Origin of the sequence: Amycolatopsis alkalitolerans, from assembly GCF_006152065.1 — a bacterium.
GTDB classification, from domain to species: Bacteria; Actinomycetota; Actinomycetes; order Mycobacteriales; family Pseudonocardiaceae; genus Amycolatopsis_E; species Amycolatopsis_E alkalitolerans.
The window spans coordinates 30,836-53,790 of record NZ_VDFW01000028.1; the positions used below are offsets into that span (position 1 = coordinate 30,836).

Annotated in this window: 20 protein-coding genes; 9 read left to right on the forward strand and 11 right to left on the reverse strand. The window is 68.5% G+C overall.

The window, feature by feature from the left end; all coding sequences use genetic code 11:
- Window positions 1-18: 18 nt before the first annotated feature.
- Window positions 19-663 (reverse strand): hypothetical protein, encoded by a 645-nt coding sequence (locus FG385_RS25910; protein WP_139099411.1) that lies wholly within the window; start codon window positions 661-663, stop codon window positions 19-21.
- The gene (locus FG385_RS25915; protein WP_139099412.1) at window positions 660-1,226 is read right to left on the reverse strand and encodes an MBL fold metallo-hydrolase; all 567 of its coding nucleotides are present in this window, start codon (window positions 1,224-1,226) and stop codon (window positions 660-662) included. Before FG385_RS25915 ends, FG385_RS25910 begins: the two co-directional genes overlap by 4 nt.
- Window positions 1,227-1,350: 124 nt before the next feature.
- Here FG385_RS25915 and FG385_RS25920 point away from each other — a divergent pair, with 124 nt between their 5' ends.
- From FG385_RS25920 to FG385_RS25935, 4 genes are all read left to right on the forward strand, one after another.
- Window positions 1,351-2,214: a peptidylprolyl isomerase gene (locus FG385_RS25920; protein WP_139099413.1), complete on the forward strand. Its 864-nt coding sequence runs from the start codon at window positions 1,351-1,353 to the stop codon at window positions 2,212-2,214.
- Between the two features lie 291 nt (window positions 2,215-2,505).
- On the forward strand, window positions 2,506-3,813 hold the full coding sequence (locus FG385_RS25925) for a sialidase family protein (RefSeq protein ID WP_139099414.1): 1,308 nt from the start codon (window positions 2,506-2,508) through the stop codon (window positions 3,811-3,813).
- A gap of 166 nt (window positions 3,814-3,979) precedes the next feature.
- The gene (locus FG385_RS25930; protein ID WP_139099415.1) at window positions 3,980-4,969 is read left to right on the forward strand and encodes a hypothetical protein; all 990 of its coding nucleotides are present in this window, start codon (window positions 3,980-3,982) and stop codon (window positions 4,967-4,969) included.
- A complete protein-coding gene (locus FG385_RS25935; RefSeq protein WP_139099416.1) occupies window positions 4,963-7,917 on the forward strand; it encodes an FtsW/RodA/SpoVE family cell cycle protein in 2,955 nt (984 codons plus the stop codon). The genes FG385_RS25930 and FG385_RS25935 overlap by 7 nt, the downstream gene beginning before the upstream one ends.
- A gap of 1 nt (window position 7,918) precedes the next feature.
- Here FG385_RS25935 and FG385_RS25940 read toward each other — a convergent pair whose 3' ends face one another.
- Window positions 7,919-8,941: a rod shape-determining protein gene (locus tag FG385_RS25940; RefSeq protein WP_200834652.1), complete on the reverse strand. Its 1,023-nt coding sequence runs from the start codon at window positions 8,939-8,941 to the stop codon at window positions 7,919-7,921.
- Window positions 8,942-9,122: 181 nt separating this feature from the next.
- Here FG385_RS25940 and FG385_RS25945 point away from each other — a divergent pair, with 181 nt between their 5' ends.
- Window positions 9,123-10,745 (forward strand): outer membrane protein assembly factor BamB family protein, encoded by a 1,623-nt coding sequence (locus FG385_RS25945; protein WP_139099417.1) that lies wholly within the window; start codon window positions 9,123-9,125, stop codon window positions 10,743-10,745.
- Here the strand turns inward: FG385_RS25945 and cysC are convergent.
- On the reverse strand, window positions 10,735-12,561 hold the full coding sequence (cysC, locus tag FG385_RS25950; protein WP_139099465.1) for an adenylyl-sulfate kinase: 1,827 nt from the start codon (window positions 12,559-12,561) through the stop codon (window positions 10,735-10,737). The genes FG385_RS25945 and cysC overlap by 11 nt on opposite strands.
- Window positions 12,562-12,652: 91 nt before the next feature.
- A complete protein-coding gene (gene cysD / locus FG385_RS25955) occupies window positions 12,653-13,561 on the reverse strand; it encodes a sulfate adenylyltransferase subunit CysD (protein ID WP_139099418.1) in 909 nt (302 codons plus the stop codon).
- A gap of 112 nt (window positions 13,562-13,673) precedes the next feature.
- Between cysD and FG385_RS25960 the strand changes: the two genes are divergently transcribed.
- Window positions 13,674-14,561, forward strand: a complete 888-nt coding sequence (locus tag FG385_RS25960) for a sulfite exporter TauE/SafE family protein (protein ID WP_139099419.1) — start codon at window positions 13,674-13,676, stop codon at window positions 14,559-14,561.
- Here the strand turns inward: FG385_RS25960 and tsrT are convergent.
- The 5 genes from tsrT to FG385_RS25985 all read right to left on the reverse strand — a co-directional run bounded on the left by tsrT (window position 14,558) and on the right by FG385_RS25985 (window position 19,052).
- Window positions 14,558-16,201 carry a tryptophan 2-C-methyltransferase gene (tsrT, locus tag FG385_RS25965; RefSeq protein WP_139099420.1) on the reverse strand — a complete coding sequence of 548 codons (1,644 nt, stop codon included), beginning with the start codon at window positions 16,199-16,201 and terminating at the stop codon, window positions 14,558-14,560. The genes FG385_RS25960 and tsrT overlap by 4 nt on opposite strands.
- Window positions 16,202-16,278: 77 nt before the next feature.
- Window positions 16,279-16,515 carry a helix-turn-helix domain-containing protein gene (locus FG385_RS25970; protein WP_235022793.1) on the reverse strand — a complete coding sequence of 79 codons (237 nt, stop codon included), beginning with the start codon at window positions 16,513-16,515 and terminating at the stop codon, window positions 16,279-16,281.
- A 40-nt stretch (window positions 16,516-16,555) separates the two neighbouring features.
- Window positions 16,556-17,548 carry an AraC family transcriptional regulator gene (locus FG385_RS25975; RefSeq protein WP_200834653.1) on the reverse strand — a complete coding sequence of 331 codons (993 nt, stop codon included), beginning with the start codon at window positions 17,546-17,548 and terminating at the stop codon, window positions 16,556-16,558.
- A 51-nt stretch (window positions 17,549-17,599) separates the two neighbouring features.
- On the reverse strand, window positions 17,600-18,058 hold the full coding sequence (locus tag FG385_RS35705; protein WP_139099467.1) for a beta-eliminating lyase-related protein: 459 nt from the start codon (window positions 18,056-18,058) through the stop codon (window positions 17,600-17,602).
- Between the two features lie 346 nt (window positions 18,059-18,404).
- Window positions 18,405-19,052, reverse strand: coding sequence for a GNAT family N-acetyltransferase (locus FG385_RS25985; RefSeq protein ID WP_139099422.1), 648 nt, complete (start codon window positions 19,050-19,052; stop codon window positions 18,405-18,407).
- Window positions 19,053-19,247: 195 nt separating this feature from the next.
- Between FG385_RS25985 and FG385_RS25990 the strand changes: the two genes are divergently transcribed.
- Entirely contained in the window at window positions 19,248-19,547 is a 300-nt protein-coding gene (locus FG385_RS25990) for a GntR family transcriptional regulator (protein WP_139099423.1), read from the forward strand.
- Between the two features lie 193 nt (window positions 19,548-19,740).
- A complete protein-coding gene (locus FG385_RS25995) occupies window positions 19,741-20,649 on the forward strand; it encodes a helix-turn-helix domain-containing protein (RefSeq protein ID WP_139099424.1) in 909 nt (302 codons plus the stop codon).
- A 3-nt stretch (window positions 20,650-20,652) separates the two neighbouring features.
- Here FG385_RS25995 and FG385_RS26000 read toward each other — a convergent pair whose 3' ends face one another.
- Window positions 20,653-21,300: a hypothetical protein gene (locus tag FG385_RS26000; protein WP_139099425.1), complete on the reverse strand. Its 648-nt coding sequence runs from the start codon at window positions 21,298-21,300 to the stop codon at window positions 20,653-20,655.
- Window positions 21,301-22,066: 766 nt separating this feature from the next.
- Here FG385_RS26000 and FG385_RS26005 point away from each other — a divergent pair.
- Window positions 22,067-22,873, forward strand: coding sequence for an IclR family transcriptional regulator (locus FG385_RS26005; protein WP_139099426.1), 807 nt, complete (start codon window positions 22,067-22,069; stop codon window positions 22,871-22,873).
- The last annotated feature ends 82 nt before the right edge of the window (window positions 22,874-22,955 follow it).

The window sequence follows — 22,955 nt, forward strand, 5'->3', positions numbered from 1 at the left end:
TTTCCGCGACACCGCGGCTCAGTCGAGGTGCGCGACGAACCGGCTGACCGCGTCCATGGTGAACCGCTGGGCGAGCCGGCCGGCCGGCGCGGCGGCGGCGAGCCGGTAGAGCGGCCGGTCGGCGGCGGCGTCCCCGCGGGCTTCGGACTTCAGCTGCGACACCAGCAGTTCGGAGAAGACCATGCCGTTGGCCTCGATGTTGTTCATCAGCGCGTTCGCCAGCCTGCGCAGGGCGAGCACGTTCAGCTCGCGCCCGCCCGTCCCGGCGTATACCGCGAGGTCGATCTTCGCCGTCTTGCCGCGCCGGCCGGAGTTGAGCATGAGGCTCACCGTGCGCATCCCCCGCACGTCGGTCACCAGCAGGTCGATCCGGCTCGCCTCGACGATGTCGACGCGCCGCGTCCGCCAGGTGCGCACCAGCACCGCGGAGCCCTCGAGCCAGAGCCGCCGCCGTGCCGCGAAGATCACCACGTACAGCAACGGCACCGCGACCACGGCCGCGACGATCAGGCCGGTGAGCTGACCGCCGATCAGCCCGCCGATCCCGCCGAACGCCGCCGCGAACACCACCGCGCCGATCAGGCCGGACAGCAGCCGCCGCCGGCGGGCCGCCGGATCCTCCTGATGCAGCGGCAGGCGTTCCGGTTCCTTCGGTTCGTTCACCGGGCCACCGCCTGTCCGGACAGGAACGCCCGCTCACGCCCGATCGTCGTCGCGTTCCCGTGACCGGGCAGGACCACGGTGTCGTCCGGCAGCGGCAGCAGCTTGTCGCGCACCGAAGCGGCGAGCGTCTCCCGGTCGCCCCGGCCGACGGAGCCGGCGAACACCGTGTCACCGGTGAGCACCACGCGGCCCCCCTCGTGGGTGTCCAGACGGAAGATCATCGAGCCCGGGGTGTGACCGGGGGTGTGCCAGGCGTGGACCGCAAGGCCGGCGAGTTCGAGCGTCGTCTCGGCAAGATCACAAGTGGATATCGGGACGAGATCCCGGTCGCCCGGATGCAGCCACACCGGCAGCCCGAACGTGCCCGCGGATTCGGCATGGTCGGCGTGCCCGTGCGTCACGAGCACCGCGACAGGTGTCAAATCGTGCTCCCCCAAGGCTTTCTCCACGCCCGCGAGCGCGTCCTGGCCCGGGTCCACGATGATGCAGCGGCTACCGGCCGCGGGTGCGAGCAGGTAACAGTTCGCCCGTAATACGCCGGCGGCGAATCCGACGACGAGCACGAAACGCCACCTCCAGTCAGTCCGGGTGTTCACCCTAACCGGCCCTGTACGGGGTTCTCACAGGCTGTGCCCATAGACTGCCGCCACCCGATCGGTGAAGTCGATACAGATTCTGGAGGGGCAGGTGGCGACCAACCAGCAACGCCGTGAGGCCGCGAAGCGCAAGCTCGAACGGCAGCTCGTCCGCCGCGCCGAGCGCGCCCGCCGGCGCAAGATCATCGGCGTGGGGGCGACCGTGGGCGTGGTGGTCGTGGTCGCGGGGCTGGTGGTCTTCTTCGCGACGAGGAGCAGCGGCGACAGCGCCAATTCGGCGGCCCCGCCGTCGAGCGCGCCGGAGAGCCCCCCGATCCAGATCCCGACCCAGCGGGTCAACGAGGTCAAGCGGCCGGCGCCGCTGCCGAACCCGACCACGTGCGACTACCCCGCGGCGTCCGACCAGCAGAGCGCCAAGAAGGCCACCGTCCCGGGCGGGAAGAACGTCCCGTCGGCCGGCACCGTGAACGTCACGCTGAAGAGCACCGCCGGCGACATCCCGCTGACGCTCGACCGCGCGCTCGCCCCGTGCACCGTCAACAGCTTCCTGAGCCTGGTCAACCAGGGCTTCTACACCGGCACGTCATGCCACCGCCTCGGCACGCAAGGCCTGCAGATGCTGCAGTGCGGCGACCCGACCGGAACCGGCATGGGCGGGCCCGGTTACACCATCCCGGACGAGAACTTCCCGCAGCTGACCTACGGGCGCGGCATCCTCGCGATGGCGAAGACCTCGCAGCCCAACAGCGGCGGCAGCCAGTTCTTCATGGTGTACGGCGACGCGCAGCTCAGCCCGGACTACACGGTCTTCGGGTCCATTTCGGACGCCGGCCTGCAGGTGCTGGACAAGGTCGCCCGCGCCGGTATCGACCCGGCTTCCGCCGCGCAGAGCCAGGACGGCACCGGCACCCCCAAGATGGCGGTCAAGTTCACCGGCGCCACCGTCGCCGCCTGAGGGATCACGCCGTTCTCGAGACCCGGCGCGGTTTTTCCAGCGCCGGGCTCCCGGCTGTCGTCCGCAGGAATTCAATTTCCGGAGGCGCACCGGCTCGCCTCGCGATTATTGAACAATGTTCGCGAATCGATTTCGCGTCACCGTCCCCACGAATCGCGTCTTGCTTTTCACCCATTCGAGTGTTGTGATCGATCACCTGGCGTGGCGACAACGCCGCGCGATCACGCACAGGGAGCGGCCATGGGTGGGTTCCGGTCACGACGGTCGGGTCGACGGCTTGCGACGACGGCGATGGCTGCGGCGTTCACCGTGGTGCTCGCCACTCCCGGCGCGGCAGGGGTGACGACCGGCTCGGGTGCCTTCTCCACCGGTCAACTGCAGGTCCAGACCGCGGGACAAACCGGATGCGGCACGAACCAGGCCGGGGAGCCCTCGATCCACGTCTCGCGGGCCGGGCTCGTCGGGATCAGCTCCGAAACCGGCCTCGGCGGGGGCAGCCAGTACTGGCGCGGCTCCAGCGCCGCCACCGCGTGCGGCCTCACCTATGCGGGACAACCCAACGCGATCGGCGGGATCGGCCTGTCCGGCGGGGACACCGACACGGCATTCGCGCCGGTCAAATCGTCGTCCGGGACCTACCGGATGTATGTGGCGAGCCTGAATCTCGGCTCGGTCAACGTGGCGGTGTCCAACGACAACGGCGTGACCTTCAGCCAGATGCCCGTGCAGGCCGGGCTGCCGCTGGACGACCGCGAGTGGATCGCCGCCTACGGCGCGGACACCTCCCTGCTGAGCTATCACGACGTCGCCACCGACAACATCGACATCCTGCGCTCGGACAACGGCGGGCAGCTCTACACCCAGCTGGCCCGCGTCATCCCCGACACCGACTACAAGGCGACCAACAACGAACTCGGCAACCTGGTCATCGACCACCGCAACGCCTCCCCGGTCGCGGGCGGGTTCTGGGCCTATCAGTCGTTCGTGGCGCCCAGCACCGCCACCGGATCCGCCTACGACGAGGCGTTCGCCGGGGTGTCGGACGACGGCGGCAGCACCTGGGCCATCAAGCCGATCGGCTGTTCCACGAGCTTCGGCAAGAACGGCCTCGGCCACGTCTTCCCCAACGTTTCCGTCGCGCCCGACGGCACGCTGTACTACGCCATGTCCAACGGCTCGGCGATCTACGTCGCCCGCAGCGGCGACCACGGCGACACCTGGACCTGTTCCGGGCCGGTGTCCACGACCAAGCAGGCCATCGAACCCTGGCTCGTGGCGACCAGCGCGGGTGTCGATCTGGTCTACTACGGCACGCCGGACGCGCGCACCTGGTACGTCTACTTCGCGCAGCACACCAGCGGCGACCTCACCTCTTGGTCGACCAGGCAGGTCACGGCCGTGCACCAGGGCAGCGTCTGCGAGGGCGGTATCTCCTGCACCGGCGGCCGCCAGCTCTTCGACGACTTCGGGGTCGACACCGATCCCGCGGGCTACGCGCATATCGCCTACACCATGGACAGCCCCGCTCTCGGCGGCTCGAACAGCGCCACCGGCTACGCGGTCCAGACCGGCGGAACTCCTGTGGGCTATCCGAACTGAGCCTGCTCGGCGATCGGGACCGCCCCGGCCACTGACCATTGTGGACGGTCCCACCGGGCGCGGATAACGATCTAGGGAACTCCTGGCCGTCAGGGGTTTCCCCGCGGGCGCATCGGCGCGACCCTGGGTACCGGCACAGTTGCGGCGCGGGGCCAGAGGTGACGCTATGGCTGAGCGGGTCGAGGTCGTACGCACGACGGATGCTGTCCGCCTCCGGCGGTTGCTGCAGATCGCGAAGCTCACCCCGCCACAGGCACACTTCCTCGCCCGAGAGATCACCGCCGCGGCGATGTCCTCGCACGCCGCGGACCTCGAGTCCGTGTTCGTCGACCAGTACGGAGACGTGGTCGTCGCTCCGGGAGCCGATCCGGACGGGCTGGCCGGCGTGCTGCGCGTGCTGGCCGCCGTCGCCGGACAGGACGGGACACCGTTGCGGGCCGCGGCCGAAGCCGCTGCCGCAGGAGCCGGACCGGCGGCAATACTGTCCATAGTGGACGAAGTACCGCTGGCTCCCGAACGGCCGCTGGCCGAGGTATCGGCGCTGGTCCGGGCCGCGATCGGGCACGAAGCACCGCCGCCGGCGCGACCCAGCCCCGCGCCATTGGCGGCACCGGAGAGTGCGCGCCGCCCGAAACTGCGCGCCACGCTGCGTCCCCTTTGGCGCGCCTTGGCCGCGCTCCTGGTGCTCGCCGCGGCGGTCGTGGCCGAGTTCGTGTTCCTGCACGACCACATCGCGGGCGACCTGAACCTGCTGCTGGGCGGCGAGAAACCGGCGGCCCCGCCACCCCAGGCCGTTCCTGCGCCGCTGCTGCCGGTGACGGCTCCCGCGCCGGCGTCCGCCGGGCCGGTCAGCGGCGTCGACCTACGTGCCCTGCAGCCATGTGACCCCGCGACGACCTGCGACGTCCGGATCCTGGTCCGGCTGCTCCCACCGCCCGCGCCGGTCACGGTGCGGTGGGAATTCCAGGTCACCGACCGCTGCACGGGCACGCGCACCACGGTGCCCGGCGGCTCGGTCGTCGCCGGTGGCACCGGCCCGACCGTGGTGGGTCAGGTGCCTCTGCCGGCGGCACGAGCGCTCGCGGTGCACGTCGTCACCACCTCGCCCGCGCGAGCCACCGGCGCGCCGCTCTTGCTGGGAGCCACCTCATGCTGACCCTGGAACGCGGTGGGACCGGCGGCTCCTGGCGCCCGGGCAGGCTGAACCGCCGTCAGCGGCGGCGGCTCGGCGGCGGCCGGCACTGGCCCCGGTTTCGCTTGCCGCACATCGCGTCCGGCGCGTTCGACCTGCTGGCCGTCGTGGCGATGGTGGTGCTGGTCGGGCTGGGCCTGCTGAACCTCTACGCGATCGGCGGAACGTCGCTCGCCGGGCACCAGGCGATCATCGCGGCCGCGGGCGTGCTCGCGCTCGCGGTGTTCTGGCGCCTGCGCGCCTCGGTGCTGACCGTGCTCGGCTGGACCTGTTACGCGCTCGCCGTGCTGTTCCTGCTCGCCGTGCTCGTCGTCGGCACGCACGCCAACGGCGCGCAACGCTGGCTGGCGCTGGGCACGCTCACCTTCCAGCCGTCCGAACTGGCCAAGCTGGGGCTGCTGATCGTGCTGGCCACCGTGACCGGCTCGACCCGCCCGGCGTGGCAGCGGTTCACCTTCGCCGTCGTGCTCGCGGTGGTGCCGATCGGGCTCACCGTGCTCGAACCCGATCTGTCCACCGCCACCCTGCTCGTCGCGATCACCGTGGCGATGCTCATCCTCGGCCGGATCCCGATGCGGTTCCTGCTCCCGCTCTTCGGCGGTGCCGCGGTCGCCGCGCCGCTGGCCATCAGCCTGCTGCGGCCCTACCAGATCGAGCGGATCACCACGTTCCTGTCGGCCAACCCCGCCGACGCCGGACCAGGATGGGCCGTGCTGCAAGCGCATATCGCGCTCGCCTCGGGCGGCTGGCGGGGACAGGCGGGCAACCCGCTGCGGCAGTTGCTCGCCGAATACCTCCCCGACCGGGAAACCGACCTCGCGCTCGCCAGCCTGGTCGAGCAATGGGGACTGGTCGCCGGCGCGGCCGCGGTGCTGGCCGCGCTGGTCCTCGTGTGGCGGCTGGCGCTGGCCGCACGCGTTCCGCGCAGCCGCCCGGGGGCACTCGTCGCGGCCGGGTTCGCGATGCTGCTCGGTGTGGAAGCCGTCGTGTCGCTGGGCGGCAACCTCGGCCTGCTGCCGGTCGCGGGCGTCCCGTTCCCTCTGGTCAGCTATGGCGGCACCGCGGTGGTGGTGCATCTGATCGCGCTCGGGATCGTGCTGAGCGTGCGCCGCGACGGCGCCCGCCGGCGGCTGTGGTCGGCACCGTCGTGGCGGTACGCCCGCCCTCGCCTCGCCCGGTTCGCCGCGCTCGCGCTGACCGGCCTGCTGGTCGTGTTCAGCCTCTACGCCTGGAACCTGCAGACCACACAGGGCGACGCGCTCCGCACGGCCGCGCAGTCGCAGATGACCCGGTGCACCACCATCCCGGCCCCCCGCGGAATGATCACCGACCGGCACGGCACCGCGCTGGCGGCCGGCGCCGGCACCGAGACGGTGCTGGCCACACCCGCTCTGCTGCGGAGTCACGCGGACGACGTCCGGCGCCTGTCCACGCTGACCGGCATTCCGGCGGGCACCCTGCGTTCGGCACTCGACGCGGCGCCCGCGACCGCGCTGTCGACCCCGCTCGCCGACGTGCCGGACGCGCTGGGCGACAAGATCACCGCCGCCAACCTGCCCGGGGTCGTGCTGGCCCCGAAACCCACCCGCCACTATCTCGAAAGCGCCACGCTCGCGCCGGTCCTCGGTTTCGCCGGAGTCGCGACACCGGCCGATCTGCGCCGCTGGCCCGGCCTGCCGAACGGCGAGATCGTCGGCCGGAGCGGGCTCGAACAGACCTATGACGCGGTGCTGCGCGGCGTGGACGGGAAGGACTGCTTCGCCGTCGACCCGGCGGGCGTGCCGGTCGCGCAGGGTTCGTTCCAGGGGGCCGTCCCCGGCGCCAACCTGCGGCTTTCCCTCGACCTGGCGTTGCAGCGGCAACTCACCGCCTCTCTCGCGACCGCACTGGCCGCCGAGCCACCGGGCGGTCTCGGCTCGGCGGTCATGATGGATCCCAAGACCGGCGCGATACTCGCGATGGCGAGCCTTCCCTCTTACGACAACAACATCTACGGGCCACCGGTGGACACGGCCGGGCTGCGCGACGCCGAGCACGCCCAGGGCCAGCCCATGCTCGAACACACCACCCAGGTCGCCATGCCGCCCGGGTCGACGTTCAAACTCGTGGTCGCCTCGGCCGATATGGCCCATCCGGTCTTCGACCCCGGCAACGTGATCCCCACCGGCGCGTCGTTCACGCTGGGCGGCCACACCTTCCACAACTGGAGCGCCCTGCCGCCCCAGAACCTGGTGCAGGCCATCGCGTGGTCCAACGACGTGTACTTCTACAAGCTGGCGAACGCTTTGGGCCCGGACGCGCTGACGAGCGTCGCTTCGCAGTTCGGCGTCGGGGCGCCGACCGGCATCGACCTGCCTGCCGAAAGCGGCGGCTACCTCGGCACCCCGAAGACGGTCCAGCACTGGTACGCGGGTTCCACCGTGATCCTCGGGATCGGCCAGGGCTACCTCACCGTGACGCCGCTGCAGGACGCGCGCTGGACGGCGGCCGCGGCGACCGGCAGCCTGGTCACGCCGCGGCTCGGCCTCGCGACCGGCACCTCCACCTACACCGCGCTGCCGCCCCAGGCCCGCGTCGCGTTACCGTTCGCCGGAGCACTCGGCCCGGTGCGTGACGGTATGCGCGCCGCCGTCACCTCGGGGACCGCGAGTCGCCTGAAGGCGCTGCCCGTCCCGGTCGGGGCCAAAACCGGGACCGCGCAGGACCCGTCCAGCCCCAACGGCGGGCTCGATGACTGGATGACCGCCGCCGCACCGATGAACGACCCGTCGATCGTCGCGACCGCGGTGGTGCAGGGGCCGGGCGAGGGCGCCACCAGCGCCGGACCCGTTGTGCAGGAGGCACTCGGCTACTATTTCGCCCACCAGAACGAGATTCTCGCGATGCCGCCGGTGCAGGCGCCCGGCCGGTGACTCACCAGCCGCGGAACGCGTCCAGCAGGCGACGATCGCGCAATGCCTTGGCCGCGCCCTCGGCGACGCAGGTCAGCGGCCGTTCGGCCGGTTTGACCGAGAAGCCGAGCGCCTCGTCCAGCCGGTGATGCACGCCGCGCGCCAGCGAACCGCCGCCGAAGGCCAGCAGCCCCTCGGACAGCACGTCGCCGACGCTCTGCGGGGGCAGGTCGTCCATACATGCGGCGAGGGTCTGCACGATCGCGTCGATCACCGGGCGCATCGCGGCCTGCAGTTCCTCGATCGTCACCGTCGCGACCTTGGGCCGCCCGGTCGCGGCGTCCCGTCCGGCGACCGCGATGGTCGGGCCTTCCTCGGTGCTGCACCGGACTTTGATGTCCTCGGCGTCGAGTTCGCCGAGCAGGATCCCGTGCTGTTCGCGCAGGTGGTGAAACACCGCCATGGTCATCTCGTCGCCGGCGACCCGGGACGAACGGTGGGCCACCACCTCGCCGAAACAGAACGCGGTCACTTCCGCGGTGCCGCCGCCGATGTCGACGGCGAGGTGGGTGCGGCGGTCCAGCGGATCGATCCCGCAGCCGATCGCGCCCGCGATCGGCTCGGCCAGCAGCGCCGGCCGGTGCAGACCGGCTTCCTCGGCGGCCTCCAGCAGCGCCCGGCGTTCGAGCGGGGTCGCGCCCAGCGGCACGCCGACGACCGCGTGGATCCGCAGCCGCTGCCAGCGATGCGGCGCGAGCTTGTGCAGAACCGCACGGATGTAGGCCTGGGCGGTGTCGAGGTCGGTGATCACGCCGTCGCGCAACGGGCGCACCGCGGACACGCCGTTCGACGTGCGGCCGACGAGGCTGCGCGCGTCGTGCCCGACCGCCGCGACCTTCGGGCGCCGGGCACCGGAATCTCGCAGCAGCATCACCGAGGGTTCTTCCAGCAGCAGTTCGCTGCGCGCCGCGCAGACGACCGTGTTCGTGTTGCCGAGATCAATGCCCAATGCACCCACAGTCGCCTCCAGTTCCGAAGCGGACACGGTGCGCAACGATCAGCGCCACCCCATCGTAGATCGCTTTTGCCCCGAAAGGCTGCGGGGGCAACAAAACCGATACCGGCCGATCATGCGCCGGCGCCGCCCCGATCTCACACCGTTTGCGCTACCATGAGATGCCTGTTTCATTTATAGCGACTCGGCGCCTGACAAAGGAGTTCAGCCGATGAGCAGGAGCGCAGTCAAGAAAAGGCCCGCCAAACGGCAAGCCGTCGTGCTCGAGCGCAGGGCGTCCGGTCCGGTCCTGGCACTGCGCGGGGCCGTGCTGGTGCTGGTGATCGCGCTCGTCGTCGCTCCCTGGCTGCCGTGGCAGGAGCAGAAGACGGGCTGGGCGCTGCTGTCCGGAAAGAGTTTCGCGGATCTCGCGCTCGCCGTGGTGTTCGGCCTCGCCGCGGTGGTCGCCTGGCTGATCACGCTGACCCGCCGCTCCCGATGGGCCGGGACTACAGCGGTGCTCATCACCGGCATCGGCGCGGCGGCGGTGCTCACCGCCGCGCTGTCCGGCGGGCCCGGCTGGCCCGGCCTCGGGCTCGGGCTGGCGGTCGTCGCGCTGCCGGCGCTCCTGATCCTCGCGATCCCGGTGACGCTCACCTGCGATCGCCGGGTACCGAAGAAGATCACTACTTCGAAGGCAGGCGCGGTCCTCCTGGCCGTCGTGCTGGCGGCGTCGGCCGTGGGCTACGGAGCCAACTGGTACACCACCCGCGTTCTGACCAGCACGACCGCGGCGGCGGCGCCTGCCGGCGTCCCCGAGGGCCCGCCAGGAAAGGCGCTGTGGACCGTGTCCGCCGGTCCCGATGCCGGGGCGGTCGTGCTGCCCGGCGGTCTCGTGGCGCTGAAACATGTTGAAGGAACGGACGTGGAGGTTCGCGACGCGGCGACCGGCGCCGAACGCTGGCAGTACACCCGGCGCGGAGCGAGCCTGTCGGACCTGGTGCTCTCCGATGACGGCAGCACGCTCATCGCGGTCTACCGCGTGAACGACTACGTCGCCGTCGGGCTCGACCCGGTCACCGGAGCAGTCCGCTGGCACCAGTCCTTCAGCGACACGTTCCTGCCGCTGCCCGGCGCGCTGGTGCATCTCGGGGACAAGCAGATCAGCGCCTACGACCCGGACACCGGCCGGCCGATGTGGCACCTGCCGCTCGCCCAGAAGTTCTGCGGGAACACCGGCTCGCTCGCCGCGGCCGCGGGCCTGCTGGTCGCGCTCGCCCCGTGCGTGTCCGTGCCGCCCGCGAAAACCGGGGACGTGGTGGCCATCGACATGAGCGGCCGGATCCGCTGGACGGCCCCGACCCAGAGCCAGGCGCAGGACAGCTCCAGCTCGCAGGTCACGGTCGTCAACCGCGACGCGGTGGTCGTGAGCCTCGCCTCCGCCATGCGGGCGCTGGTCGTCGACCCGGCGACCGGTCACGTGCGCTGGAACGCCGACACCAACACGGAAACGGTCCAGGCGGTCGGCGACGGGGTCGCGCTCACCGCGACGAACGGCCGGATCGCGCTGCGAAACGCCGTGACCGGCGCGCCGTCATCCGCGCAGCCGCCCGCCGAACTAATGCCCACCGGGGCGTCGGTCGCCGCCGCCACCATCAACGGGGCTCGCGCCTACATCCTGCTGGACGGCGACCACCCGCGGCTCGCGGTCGTGGACACCGCGACCGGCCGCGCCCTCGGCAGCTACGCCCTACCGGGGAAAGTCTCCAGCGGCACTGTGCAACCCACGTCGACGGGCACCACGGTCGTCACCGCCCAGAACGGTTCCTCGACACTGATCACCGCTATTCGCTGAGGCTCTGCAGGATCTTGGTGGCCATGATGGCGGGGTCTCCGTCGTCGGGCCGCAGCACGAGCTCGGGTGAGGTGGGCTGTTGGTACGCCTGGTCGATGCCGGTGAACCCGCGAATTTCACCGGCGCGGGCTTTCGCGTACATGCCCTTGGGGTCGCGCGACTCGCACACCTGCAGTGGCGTGTCGAGGAACACCTCCACGAACGGCAGCCCCGCATCGTGATGCGCGCCCCGCACCCGGGCCCGGTCGGCCCGGTACGGACTGATCAAGGAAACTATTGCCACGATCCCAGCATCCGCGAACAACTTCGCCACCTCACCGACCCGACGCACGTTCTCCGCCCGCTCCGCCTCACCGAACCCGAGATCCGCGGTCAACCCATGCCGCAGATTGTCCCCGTCCAGCACATACGCCGGGCGCCCCGCGGACACCAGCAACCGCTCCAACTCCACCGCGACACTGGACTTCCCAGACCCCGACAACCCGGTCAACCACACCGTCGCCCCCCGCGACGCCCGCTGCCCACGCGTGAACGCGCTGCCATGCCACACCACCCCCGACGCCGCCAGGCTCGGCCCGATGATCATCCCCGCCGCAACCGTGTTATGCGTCGCCGGATCGATCAGGATGAAACTGCCCGTCGCCCGGTTCCGCCGGTAGGGATCGAACAGCAACGCCCGCCGCGTCCGCAGCCGCACCCGCCCGATCTCGTTCAACGCCAACGACGACGCCGCCTCGTCCCGGTGCAGCGTGTTGACATCCAACCGGTAATCCAACCCCCGCACCTGCGCCGTGGTCAACTGGGTGGTGTGCCGGATCGCGTACGACGCACCCGGCCGCAGCGTCGACTGCTCCGCGAACCAGCACACCATCGCATCCACCTCGGTGCCGGCCAGCGGCCGGTTCCCGGGACGGCAGAACACATCACCACGCCCGGCATCCAGTTCGTCTGCCAGCTCCACCGACACCGCCGCCGCGGCCGCGGCCTCCGCCAACCGCTGCCCGCCCGGCCCCCACAAGGCCCGCACCTTCGTGCGGAACCCCGACGGCAACACCACCAGTTCGTCGCCCACCGTCAGCGCACCACTGGCCACCGTCCCCGCATACGCACGGAAATCCGTCTCCTGACGGCGGATCACATACTGCACCGGGAAACGCGCGTCGATCAGATTCCGGTCCGACGCGATATGCACCTGCTCCAGATGAGGCAGCAGTGGCAACCCCTCAAACCACGGCATACTCGCCGACCGATGCACGATATTGTCCCCATGCAACGCCGACACCGGCACGAACGTCACATCGTGCACATCCAGCTTCGCCGCGAACCGGCGGAACTCCCCGCAGATCTCCGCGAACCGCGCCTGGGACCAGTCGATCAGATCCATCTTGTTCACACACACCACCACATGCGCAATCCCCAGCAACCCCGCCAGAAACGCGTGCCGCCGCGACTGCTCCAGCAACCCCTTCCGCGCATCCACCAGAATCAACGCCAAATCCGCCGTCGACGCCCCCGTCACCATATTCCGCGTGTACTGAACATGCCCCGGCGTGTCGGCGATGATGAACCTCCGCCGCGGCGTCGCGAAATACCGGTGCGCCACATCGATCGTGATCCCCTGCTCACGCTCCGCCCGCAACCCGTCCGTCAACAACGCCAGATTCGGATACGACTCCCCACGCTCCCGGCTCGCCCGCTCCACCGCCGCCAACTGATCCGTAAACAACGCCTTCGAATCAAACAACAACCGCCCGATCAACGTCGACTTCCCATCATCGACACTGCCCGCCGTCGCCAACCGCACCAACTCCGGCATTACTCCCCCTCCTTTGACGCGTACCTTCGGCGAGCGCGCGTCGTGTGTGGTCGCCTTGTATGCAGGGCTACCGCTGATTTCCCACAGGGCATCAGAAGTACCCTTCCCTCTTCCGGTCTTCCATACCGGCTTCGGAGATCCGGTCGTCGGCGCGTGTCGCGCCACGCTCGGTCAACCGGGTCGCCGCGACCTCCGACACCACCTCCGCCGGGGTGGCAGCGAGCGACTCCACACAGCCGGTGCACGTGGCGTCTCCCACGGTCCGGAACCGCACCATCGCCTCCTCCGACTGCTCCCCATCCAGCAGCCGCAAATGGCGAGTGTGCGCGAGCACCATGCCGTCGCGCTGCACCACCCGCCGCCGGTGCGCGTAATACAAAGACGGCAGCTCGATGTCCTCGGCCGCGACATACGACCAGATATCCAGCTCCGTCCAATTCGACAACGGGAAAACCCGGATATGCTCACCGCGCCGGTGCAGTCCGTTGTACAGATTCCACAACTCCGGCCGCTGGTTCCGCGGATCCCACTGACCGAACTCGTCACGGAAGGAGAACACCCGCTCCTTGGCGCGCGCCTTCTCCTCATCCCGCCGGGCACCCCCGAACACCGCGTCGAACCCGCCCTCCCGGATCGCCCGCAGCAACGTCACCGTCTGCAGGCGATTGCGCGACGCACGCGGCCCGGACTCCTCCACCACCCGGCCCGCGTCGATGTCGTCCTGCACCTGCGCCACCAGCAGCCGCACGCCCAGTTTCTCGACCGTGGCGTCGCGGAACGCCAACACCTCGTCGAAGTTGTGTCCCGTGTCGACGTGCAGCACCGGGAACGGCAGCGGCGCCGGCCAGAACGCCTTCGCCGCCACATGCAGCATCACCACGGAATCCTTGCCGCCGGAGAACAACAGCACCGGGTGCTCAAAGGTCGCGGCGACCTCACGAAAGATATAGACCGACTCGGCTTCCAGCGCCTGCGAATACGACGATTCCAACGTAGTCATCGCTGATGACGCTAAACCACGAAACACCCGCTCAGCGCGGGGTTCTCTTCCGCCACACCCGGGCGAAACCAGCCCTCACCGCTTCCACAGCGAACCCGCCTACGGTGGCCAGGTGGACTTCTCGTGGCTACTGGTACTGGCCGGTGCGCTCGTCGGGTTTTCCGTCGGGCTGACCGGGATGGGCGGCGGGGCACTCATGACCCCAATCATGGTGATACTCTTCGGCATCAACCCCACCACCGCCGTCGGCAGCGACCTCACCGCCTCACTGGTGATGAAACCGATCGGCGCCGCCGTACACCACACAACACGCACGATCCGCTGGGACATCGTGCGCTGGCTACTGCCCACCGCCATCCCAGCCGCCTTCGCCGGCGCATTCGCACTCCCCCTCCTCGGCCACGGCGACCCGCTCCAACACCACCTACGACTGGCCATCGGCACCGCACTGCTGCTAGCCGTACTCGGCATCCTCGCCCGCGCACTGCTCGGCCGCCGCACCACCGAAACCCCCCACACCCAAGCCCGCCCAGTACCCACCCTGATCATCGGACTCACCGGCGGGCTCATCGTCGGCGTCACGTCGGTCGGATCCGGATCACTCATCATCGTCATGCTCATGCTGACCCACCCGCGGCTGCGCGCCAACGAACTCGTCGGCACCGACCTCGTCCAGGCCATCCCCATGGTCGCCGCCGCCGCGCTCGGCCACCTCATCGTCGGCGACACCAGCTTCGGCCTCGCCGGCACCGTCCTCATCGGAGCAATCCCCGGCATCATCGCCGGCTCACTGCTGTCTGCCCGCGCACCCAGCGCCTTCCTACGCTGGACACTAGCGATCCTGCTACTCGGCTCCGGCCTCGCCCTCTGGCACATCCCCACCCCGGCCGCCCTGATCAGCTGCGCCACGCTCGCCATCCTCGCGCTCGCCCGCGCGGGCATCCGCCGCGCCATGCCCGGCCGCCGCCCCCAGCCCGAACCCGCTCGGTCCGGAAGCTAACCTCGCATGACCTGGTGGCGCCGGGGCCAGTGCGACCAGAACGCGCCGGTGTAGCCCAGCTCGAGCAGGCGCAGCAGAAACGGATTGTCGGCGTAGTTGTTGTCGTCCTCGGTCAGGCCGGGCAGCGTCGGCAGCATCACCCGGTGCTGCTCCGACTCCGGTACCAGGTCCCACAGCAGCCGCACCGTGTTCGCCCAGCGGCCGTTCGGCGACGCGAGCGTCCCCGGGTCCTCGGGCAGCTCGGGCGAGAGGTAGTAGACCGGGCGGAAGTGGCCGTGGCGGTCGAAGATGAACTGCCGCTCGTACTCGATGACGCTCTCGCATGAGGATCGGGGTGTGAGCACGATCGGCTCAGTGGCCGTGTCCGACTGCAGGCCCGGCACCGTGCGCTCCCCCGCGCACTGCTGCGCGAGCCGGATGCCCAACGGCGAGTAGGGGAACAGGCGGATGCCGAGGCTGTAGCCGGCGACGGTCGCCTCGAGCCCGAGCGTCTGCTCGACCGCGTCGGTCAGCGTTTCCAGCGTCTCCCCAGGCATGCCGAGCAGCACTTCGAGCATCACGGGAAGCTCGTACTTCCGCACGAGATCCACCACGTGCCGCACGTCGTCGAAGCCGTAGTAGCGGCGGCCGCCGCGGGTGACCTTCCAGCCGTCGAGCACCTTGTCCCGGACGTGATCCGGCGCCAGGTTGACCCCGGCACAACCCGCCTGCACGAGCAGGTCGAGCAGTTCCTCGTCGAACGGGGTGGGCTGGGCATAGATCCACAGCCGCAGTTCGTGCAACGGCGAGGACCTGTCGACGACCTTGCGCCGGATCACCTCACGCAGTACCGCCTTGCTGTGCGCGATCACCAGGTTGAACTCGCTGTCGGCGGTGTGCAGGTCGTGCACGCCTTGCGCGCACAGCGTTTCCATCTCGTCCACCACCGCCTCCACCGCGCGTCGGGTGAAATGCGTGCCCTTGGCGTCCGGCTCCACGCAATGCGCGCACGAATACGCGCAGCCGTTCTTGGTCAGGATGTTGCCGAGCCCGCCGCGCCGGTAATAGCGCAGGTTGTCCACTTTGAACTCGATCCCGGACCGGCGCGTGTAACTGGTCGCCGTGTTCAGCGGAGTGAACACCGCCTCGCGCCGCCTCGGCACGGCCATCCGCTCCACCCGCCCCGGCCCTCGATTGACGAGCAGGCCGGGCACCGTCTCCGGAGGCTCCCCGGCGAGCAGCGCATTGGCCAGCCGCACGATGACGTTCTCCCCTGGCCCCTTGACGCCGAAGGGGATGCCGAAATAGTCAGTCAGCGCGAACGGCATCGATGAGAAACCCACACCTCCGGCGACGATCGGCGCCGCGGTACCGGCTTTGATCTCTGCAATGATGTCTCGGTGGTCACCGAGGAAGACACGCTGCTGCTGCGCGTAAATGGTGTCGGTGTTGCGAATGGTCACCCCCACGAGCAACGGCGACCGTGCCGCGAAGTACTCCCGGATGGCACTCCGCCAGTCCTCGCGGTGAAACGTCAGATCGACCACTTCGACGTCGAAACCGTCCGAGTCCAGTGACGTCGTCAGGATATCGAGCGCGTACGGCGTGATCGGCGGATGGACGAGATTAGGATTGACCAGGGCTACCAGCGCTTTCCCCATTGACTCCCCCTTCTCACAAGGATTTCCCTACCGAAGAGGGTGCGATCACGGGTGAAACAGGGGCCAGGAGGCCACTTTCACCGCCACAGCCTCCGCAGCGCGCGAGACCGCTGGGCGGCAGCATGCAACTCAGGACGAGAAATGTCGAGGACCAGGCTGAGCCACCTCTGCCAGTAGGCGCTGGGAATGCGCCTGCCGCGTTCCCAGCGCGCCACTTCGTCACGGCCGACGCTGTCGTTACCGGAAGCGGCCCGCAGCGCGGTGGCCAGCTGCTGCTGGGTCAGCTCATGATCGTGGCGCGCGGATCGGATCAACTGGCCGACCGGAAACCGGGCGCCCGGCCCGGCCACTCAACTAACCTCTTCGGATGTGCCGGCGGCTCAGGGTCTGCCTCGGCGGCTCGCCGAACCGTTCCCGGTATATCGCAGAAAAGCGGCCGTCGTGCGTAATACCCCATCTGCTGGCGATTTCGCGCACGGTCGTGGCATCCGATCGCGCCACCGACAGCTCGTCGTGCACCCGCTGCAGGCGCACGCCCCGCAGATACTCACTGGGCGAACTGTCTAATTGTTCCCGGAACGCCTTCTGCAATGCCCGCACGCTGACGCCGGCCTGCCGGGCGAGACTGGCCGGCGTGTGCGCCCACTCCGGATGCCCTTCGAGCAGGTCGACCACGGTTCCGACCAGCCGCGAGGGCACCGGGCGCTCGTCGCCGAGGAGGGCTGCCGTGTAGTTGTGCGGCTGCGTCAGCAGCAGCCCGGCCATGACGGTCCCTTCGAACTGCTCGACCGCGCGCGGGTGGGCCAGGATGCTCTCCGGGTCGTCCAAATCGGACACGGCATGGGTGAGCAGCTTGTACCAGCTGCGAGCAGGCTCACTCGCGGTATCCATATCCAGCGTGAAGCGAAGCGGCTCCGGTAGCGAGCTGTCCAGCATCGCGGAGAGCTGGGCCTCCAGCGCCGTTCGTTCGATCCTGATCACCAGCTGCCTGCAGCTGCCCGACAGCCGCATGCGCAGCGCTTCGGTCGCGGTCACCACGCAGATATGGCGCGGCGTCGTGTGCGCCTGCTGACCACCGCAGTGCAGGACGCCGTCCCCGGCGACCGGTGCGAACACGACGAAGAAGGAACCGAGTTCGCCGGGATCGACCTGCACCTCCTGGCCATAGGCGACGTACGACATCGCCACATTGCGCAGGCGACGGCAGTGCATGACCGCATCCAGCCGTGGCGCGCGGCCCGGGGTATTCATCGTATGCGGGCAGAATACTTTCGCGACGCGTTCACGAGTGTCGTCGACATCGCGCGATTCGAAGATCTTGTAGCGTTGCAGCGGGTGTCGCGTCATGATCCCGGGGCAGCCGATGAGATGACGATGGCTTGCGTGATGCCCCCCTTCTCACCTCCATCCCCAACCTCCTCCATTCGGGATTCCCACGATACAGCCAAACGGGTGGTCTTTGCTGAATGCAATTTGCATTAACTTGATCGCCGGCACGCATCCCCCACCCGAACACCGGCGTACCGAGCCCCAGAACCCGCACCGGCCGGCGAGGTACAAACCGCTGGTGAACGTGGTCGCGACCTGCCGCGACGGCGATTCGGCATAGCCGGCGTCCCGCCGCGCGTTCAGATCCAAGTTCTGGACAAACTGGGAGACATCAAAGAAGCGGGGTATTCCGTACCGGTCACACAATGAACGCGCTCCCGACACGGTCGATACCGAAACCGGCCGCCCACCATTGGCGTTGTTGGTTACGGTCAACACGACATACCGAACCCGATTCGCAGCAGGGCTTTCGAGGAAGTCGGCTGCGGCAAAGGCAGATCCGGCGCCTGCGCCCCGGCCACAAAAGATTGCCGGTCAGGATCCGCGCGGCCGGCCCGCCCTGACGGACGGGGCACTTCCGGCTCGACGGTCCCGAACCGGAACGGCTCCATGAAACGCGGCACGGCATCTCCCCATCCCAGCGTCCCCGGGGACAGCTCCCGGCATCAACAGGGGCTGGTTCCGCCTTACCCCTAACGAAGAGGTCCCGGCGCCAAGGGGGGATGGCGCCGGGACCCGAATGCCTGACGCCCCGAGGGGGAGGGCTGGCGCCAGGCAAAACCGAGAACGTGAAATTTTCTTTTCGTTCTTCATGTTTTAGCATACGTCATTGGTCGCGGTCTGCATAGCTTTGCATCCCACTGTATTACTACGATCACGCACCGTCGTCGGCATGCGGCCACCACCGGTTGAGCAGGTCCATCCGGGCGTCCAGCAGTCGCGGGCTCTTCAGATCGACGACATGCGCCTCGCGCCAGCGACGGAATCCGATCCGTTCCAGGAGCAGCCCAGCCCGGACACTCGCGAGCTCCGCGGACACCCGGTCCGGGTAGGTGTGCCCGAAATCCAACGGGGATATGCGGCACACGGCCAGGCGAGCCGATGGTGCCAGGATCCGCAACACACCGGCGATCAAGGCGGACGCGAGCCCATGCCCCCGCCAGCATTGCGCGACGGTGAGGTGCCGCAGGATGATCATGCGAGCCGGCCCGGCGCCGATTTCGGCGCCGAGTTCGGGATGCAACCGGCCGGAGGGATCCAGCACCGTTTCTGCGAGGAACTCCAGCGCCCACTCCCCCACACTCACCGAATCCAGCAGGTTGCGCTCCGCGGTCAGGTCGGCGATCAGGAACTCGACGTCCGCGACATGCCGGGCCGGCTCGACGCATTCCCCCAGCCGGAACACATCGGCCGAGGCCGTCCAATGTTCCGGGTAGTCGTCCTCGTCGTCGGTGTGCCAGAACAGACGCCGATGGCTCACCGTCAACTCGATCGACAGCGGATTGCCTGGCAGCTCGCTCACCGTGGTGCTCCTCTCGGACCGACCCGCACCAAACGGGCATGCCGCTCTCTTTCGCGGCCACTCACCACTACCCGCGACACGCCACTACACATCTATTTGCATACGTTAACTATCCTGTTCATAGCCTAGTTGTATACCTCTGTCTATATACGTTGGCAAGTGCAGGTATGCATATCCAGGCGCTAACGTCCCGGCGTGCCATCACGTGATCATTCAGGCGAGCGGAAAGCGGACCGGTCAGGCCGGATAATCAGGGAGGGCCCGGCAACTATCTGGGGGCAGGTAGCGAAGGACCTCATCGCCCGGATCAAGTCCGGGGAATTCCCGCCCCACTCTCGGCTGCCGAACGAGAACGAGATGGCCCGCGACTACGGCGTCGCGCGGGACACGCTGCGCGCCGCAAAGAAGCATCTCGTCGAAGAGGGCTACCTCGAGGTCACGCAAGGCCGCGGCACCTTCGTGCGCGCGAACCGCCGGAAGCGCGCAGCGACGTGATCCCCCTCCCCAACGACGAATGACCAGTGGCGCACCCACAGACGCGAGCCGCGCCACCGGAGCTACCTCTTGACTGTCGGATCAAAGAGCAGCCGCGTCCACGGTAATCGCCTACCTCGTAGTCGTCTACCGCCGACGCGACTCGACACGGGGCTTCATCACATCGTGACCCCGGGAAGGGTGCAGGGACAAAGTGGACCTGACCGCGGCGGGCCGCACCGAGGTGCTCCTGTGGCTGGCCGATGAGCTTCGGCGCCTGCGGGGCAGCCGCAGCCGCGCCGACGCGGCGCGCCGCATCGGGACCACCGCAGGCCACATCGGTCATCTCGAAACCGGACGGAACCCGCCGAGCAGGATGGATATCGAGGGCCTGCTCGACCTGTACGGGGCGACCGACCAGGTCGAGCGACTGTGCGCGCTCCGCGACGCCAGCCGGCACGCGCAGGACTGGTGGTCCGAGTACGCGGACCTCCTCCAGTCCCCCGTCCAGGCCTGGCTCGGCCTGGAAGCGGTGGCAGCCCGGCTCCACACCTTCGACAGCCATGTACTTCCCGCGCTGTTCCAGATCGCCCCCTACACCGAGGCGGTGCTCCGCGCTCAGCAGGCCTCGCACGAGGATCAGCAGCGACGCCTGATCGAATTCGAGCAACACCGTCAGCACATCCAGAACGAGCGAGCTGACCCGGCCCAGTTGCTGGCGATCATCGACGAGCAGGTGCTGCACCGCCTGGTCGGTGACGCCACCGTGATGAGGCATCAGCTGACCCACCTCGCCCGGGCGTCCCTGCAGCCGCACGTCACCATCCGCGTCCTGCCCCGCGACCGCGGTCTGCACACCAGCACGGACGCCGCCTTCGCCATCGCGACCATGCCCAGCCACTTCGGGCCTCATCCCGGCGGCGTGTTCGTGCCGTCGCATGTGCACCGAGGCTGGCTGCAGAATCCACCGGACAGAGACGTCGCCGCGATCCGCCAAGGAGCATGCTATCGGCGACAGCGGGAGATCCAGACCTATCGCGCGACCTGGGAACGGTTGCGCGAGCAGACGCTGGATCCCGAACGGTCACGCGAAATCATCGAGCAGACCAGGCGCGACTGGTGAGCGTCAGCTTTCGTTACGATGCGGCCACCACTGCCGCATCATATCGATCCCGGCGTCCACCAGGGACGGGCTGCGCAGGTCGATGATGTGTACCTCGCGCCATCGCCGGAAGCCGATCCGCTCCAGCATCGCCCCGGCGCGCAGGCTCGCCAGCTCCGCGCACATCCGGTCCTGCCCAGGGCAGTGGAAGTCCGCCGGGGAAACCCGGCAGGCCGCCAGCCGGCCGGACGGCGCCATGATCCGCAGCGCGCTCGCTATCAGCACCCCGCCCAGACCGTGCCCGCGCCATGGCTCGGACACCGTGATCCGGCGCAGCACCACCAGCCGCGGCGGCCCCGGGGTGATCCACCGCTCCAGGTCGTGATGCAGCCGCCCGCCCGGTTCGATGACGGTTTCCGCGATGAACTCCAGCGCCCACTCCCCGAGCCCCACCGAATCCATCAAATTCTGCTCGCCACTCAAATCCGCGACCGCAAGGTTGATATCCGCGACGTGACGTTCGTCGTCGGGGCATAACCCGATCCGCCAGATATCCGCGGAAACGTCCCACAATTCCGGCTGCTCGTCCTCCTCGGCGACATGCCACCAGAGCCGTCGATGAGAAACCGTCAACTCGATGGACAACGGATTCGCCGGAAGAGCAGGACTCATCACACCTCCTCATTCCCCGCTGGCACCATTTCGCGAGCCCGAGTCCCCCACGCTAAGTCCTTATCACCCGTTCAGACTACCCCTATCCCCCTATTGAGGCAGAATCAGATGGGGAATCGGAAAACCTGGTCACCAACGATACGGCCTGAGACCTATTGGATACCGTTTCGAAACAACAACGAGATCATTCAGAAAGGGCAACCATCCGGTGTAATATGAAGAAAATTCGGCAATTGCGCCCTGTTCGCCCAACGCAAAGAACTCGACGGCGGCTCGCCAGAGCATGTTAACAGCAAGCCGAGAGCCAGCAGGCGGGTTACGAACCGCGACAACTGACAAGCAGACGTGCACAACCGCTCACCGGAACCGTGTGGTCACACCAGTCCCTTTAACTTTCATCGCGCACCCACACTCGCGCGAACCCCGCAATCAAGGTATCCTCAAATCTTCTGCCAAGCTTCCCGAACCAGAACAACGGGGCGCAATTTGAGCCGTCCTGACGGAAGCCCTCCCGACCCATCAACTGATTAATTCTGTATTCTCATCGTAATACTGCGCACGCCGTACCACGTCAGAATCACCGAAAATTCGCAGCAAGTATTCGCGCCACGGCTCACAAGTTCCACCTGCCGGCAATCTGACGTTTCGGAGACCGCCCGTCCGGCCAGCTAAACCGGGCCAAGGAGGTCACGACCCTTGTCCTGGCACGGCCAAACCAGGTTACTATATAAAATCTCAACACTACCCACTGAAATGAGGTGCGATCGTGGGGAGCACGCAGCCACCCGATCCCGACGGCAGCACCCCGTCACCACGCCGGGCCCAGCGGGTCAAGCGTGACTATTCCGTCCGTGCCGTCGAGCGCGTTTGCCTGATCCTGAACCGCCTCCAGGAGAACGTCGACGGTATCACCCTGAACGAAGTGATCAGCACGACCGGCCTGCCGAAAGCCTCAGCGTTCCGCTACCTGCGGACACTGCAGAACAACCACTACATCGAGCGCGGAGAGGACAGCGTGTTCCGCCTCGGCCTCGGTTTCCTCGGTATGCAGTCCCGGCACCTGGAGATCCTGCGCAGGCGTGCCCTGCCCACCCTGGAACGGCTACGCGACGAGTTCGGGGAAACCGCGAACCTCGGCCTGCTCGACCAGCACGAGGTGATCTACATCGACATCGCCGAGAGCCGCCGGGGCGTCCGGCTCGCGGCTCTCCGCGGCGATCACACCCACCTGCACGCCAGCGCGCTCGGCAAGGCGATCGCGTCCCGGCTTCCCGATGACCGGGTAGCCGAAATCCTGACGGCGACCGGACTGCCGCAGCGCACGGCCAACACCATCACCACACCCAAGCGCTTCGCGAAGGAACTCGACAAGGTACGCCGGCTCGGGTACGCCATCGACGACCAGGAGGAACAGGAGGACGGCCGCAGCGTCGCCGTGCCCCTGCTCGGCACCCATCTCCCCGCCGCGATCAGCGTCAGCGGCCCCGCCTTCCGGTTCGCACTGCCGGACATGGAAACCGTGGCCGAAAAGCTCGTCGCCGCAGCCGCCGATCTGATCGCCGGAGGACCCTGATGACATGTTTCGATATGTCGACCACGTTATTGGTCACCTCATTTGAGCCCGGCCTCCGCGGCTGAGAAAATATCGACCCAAC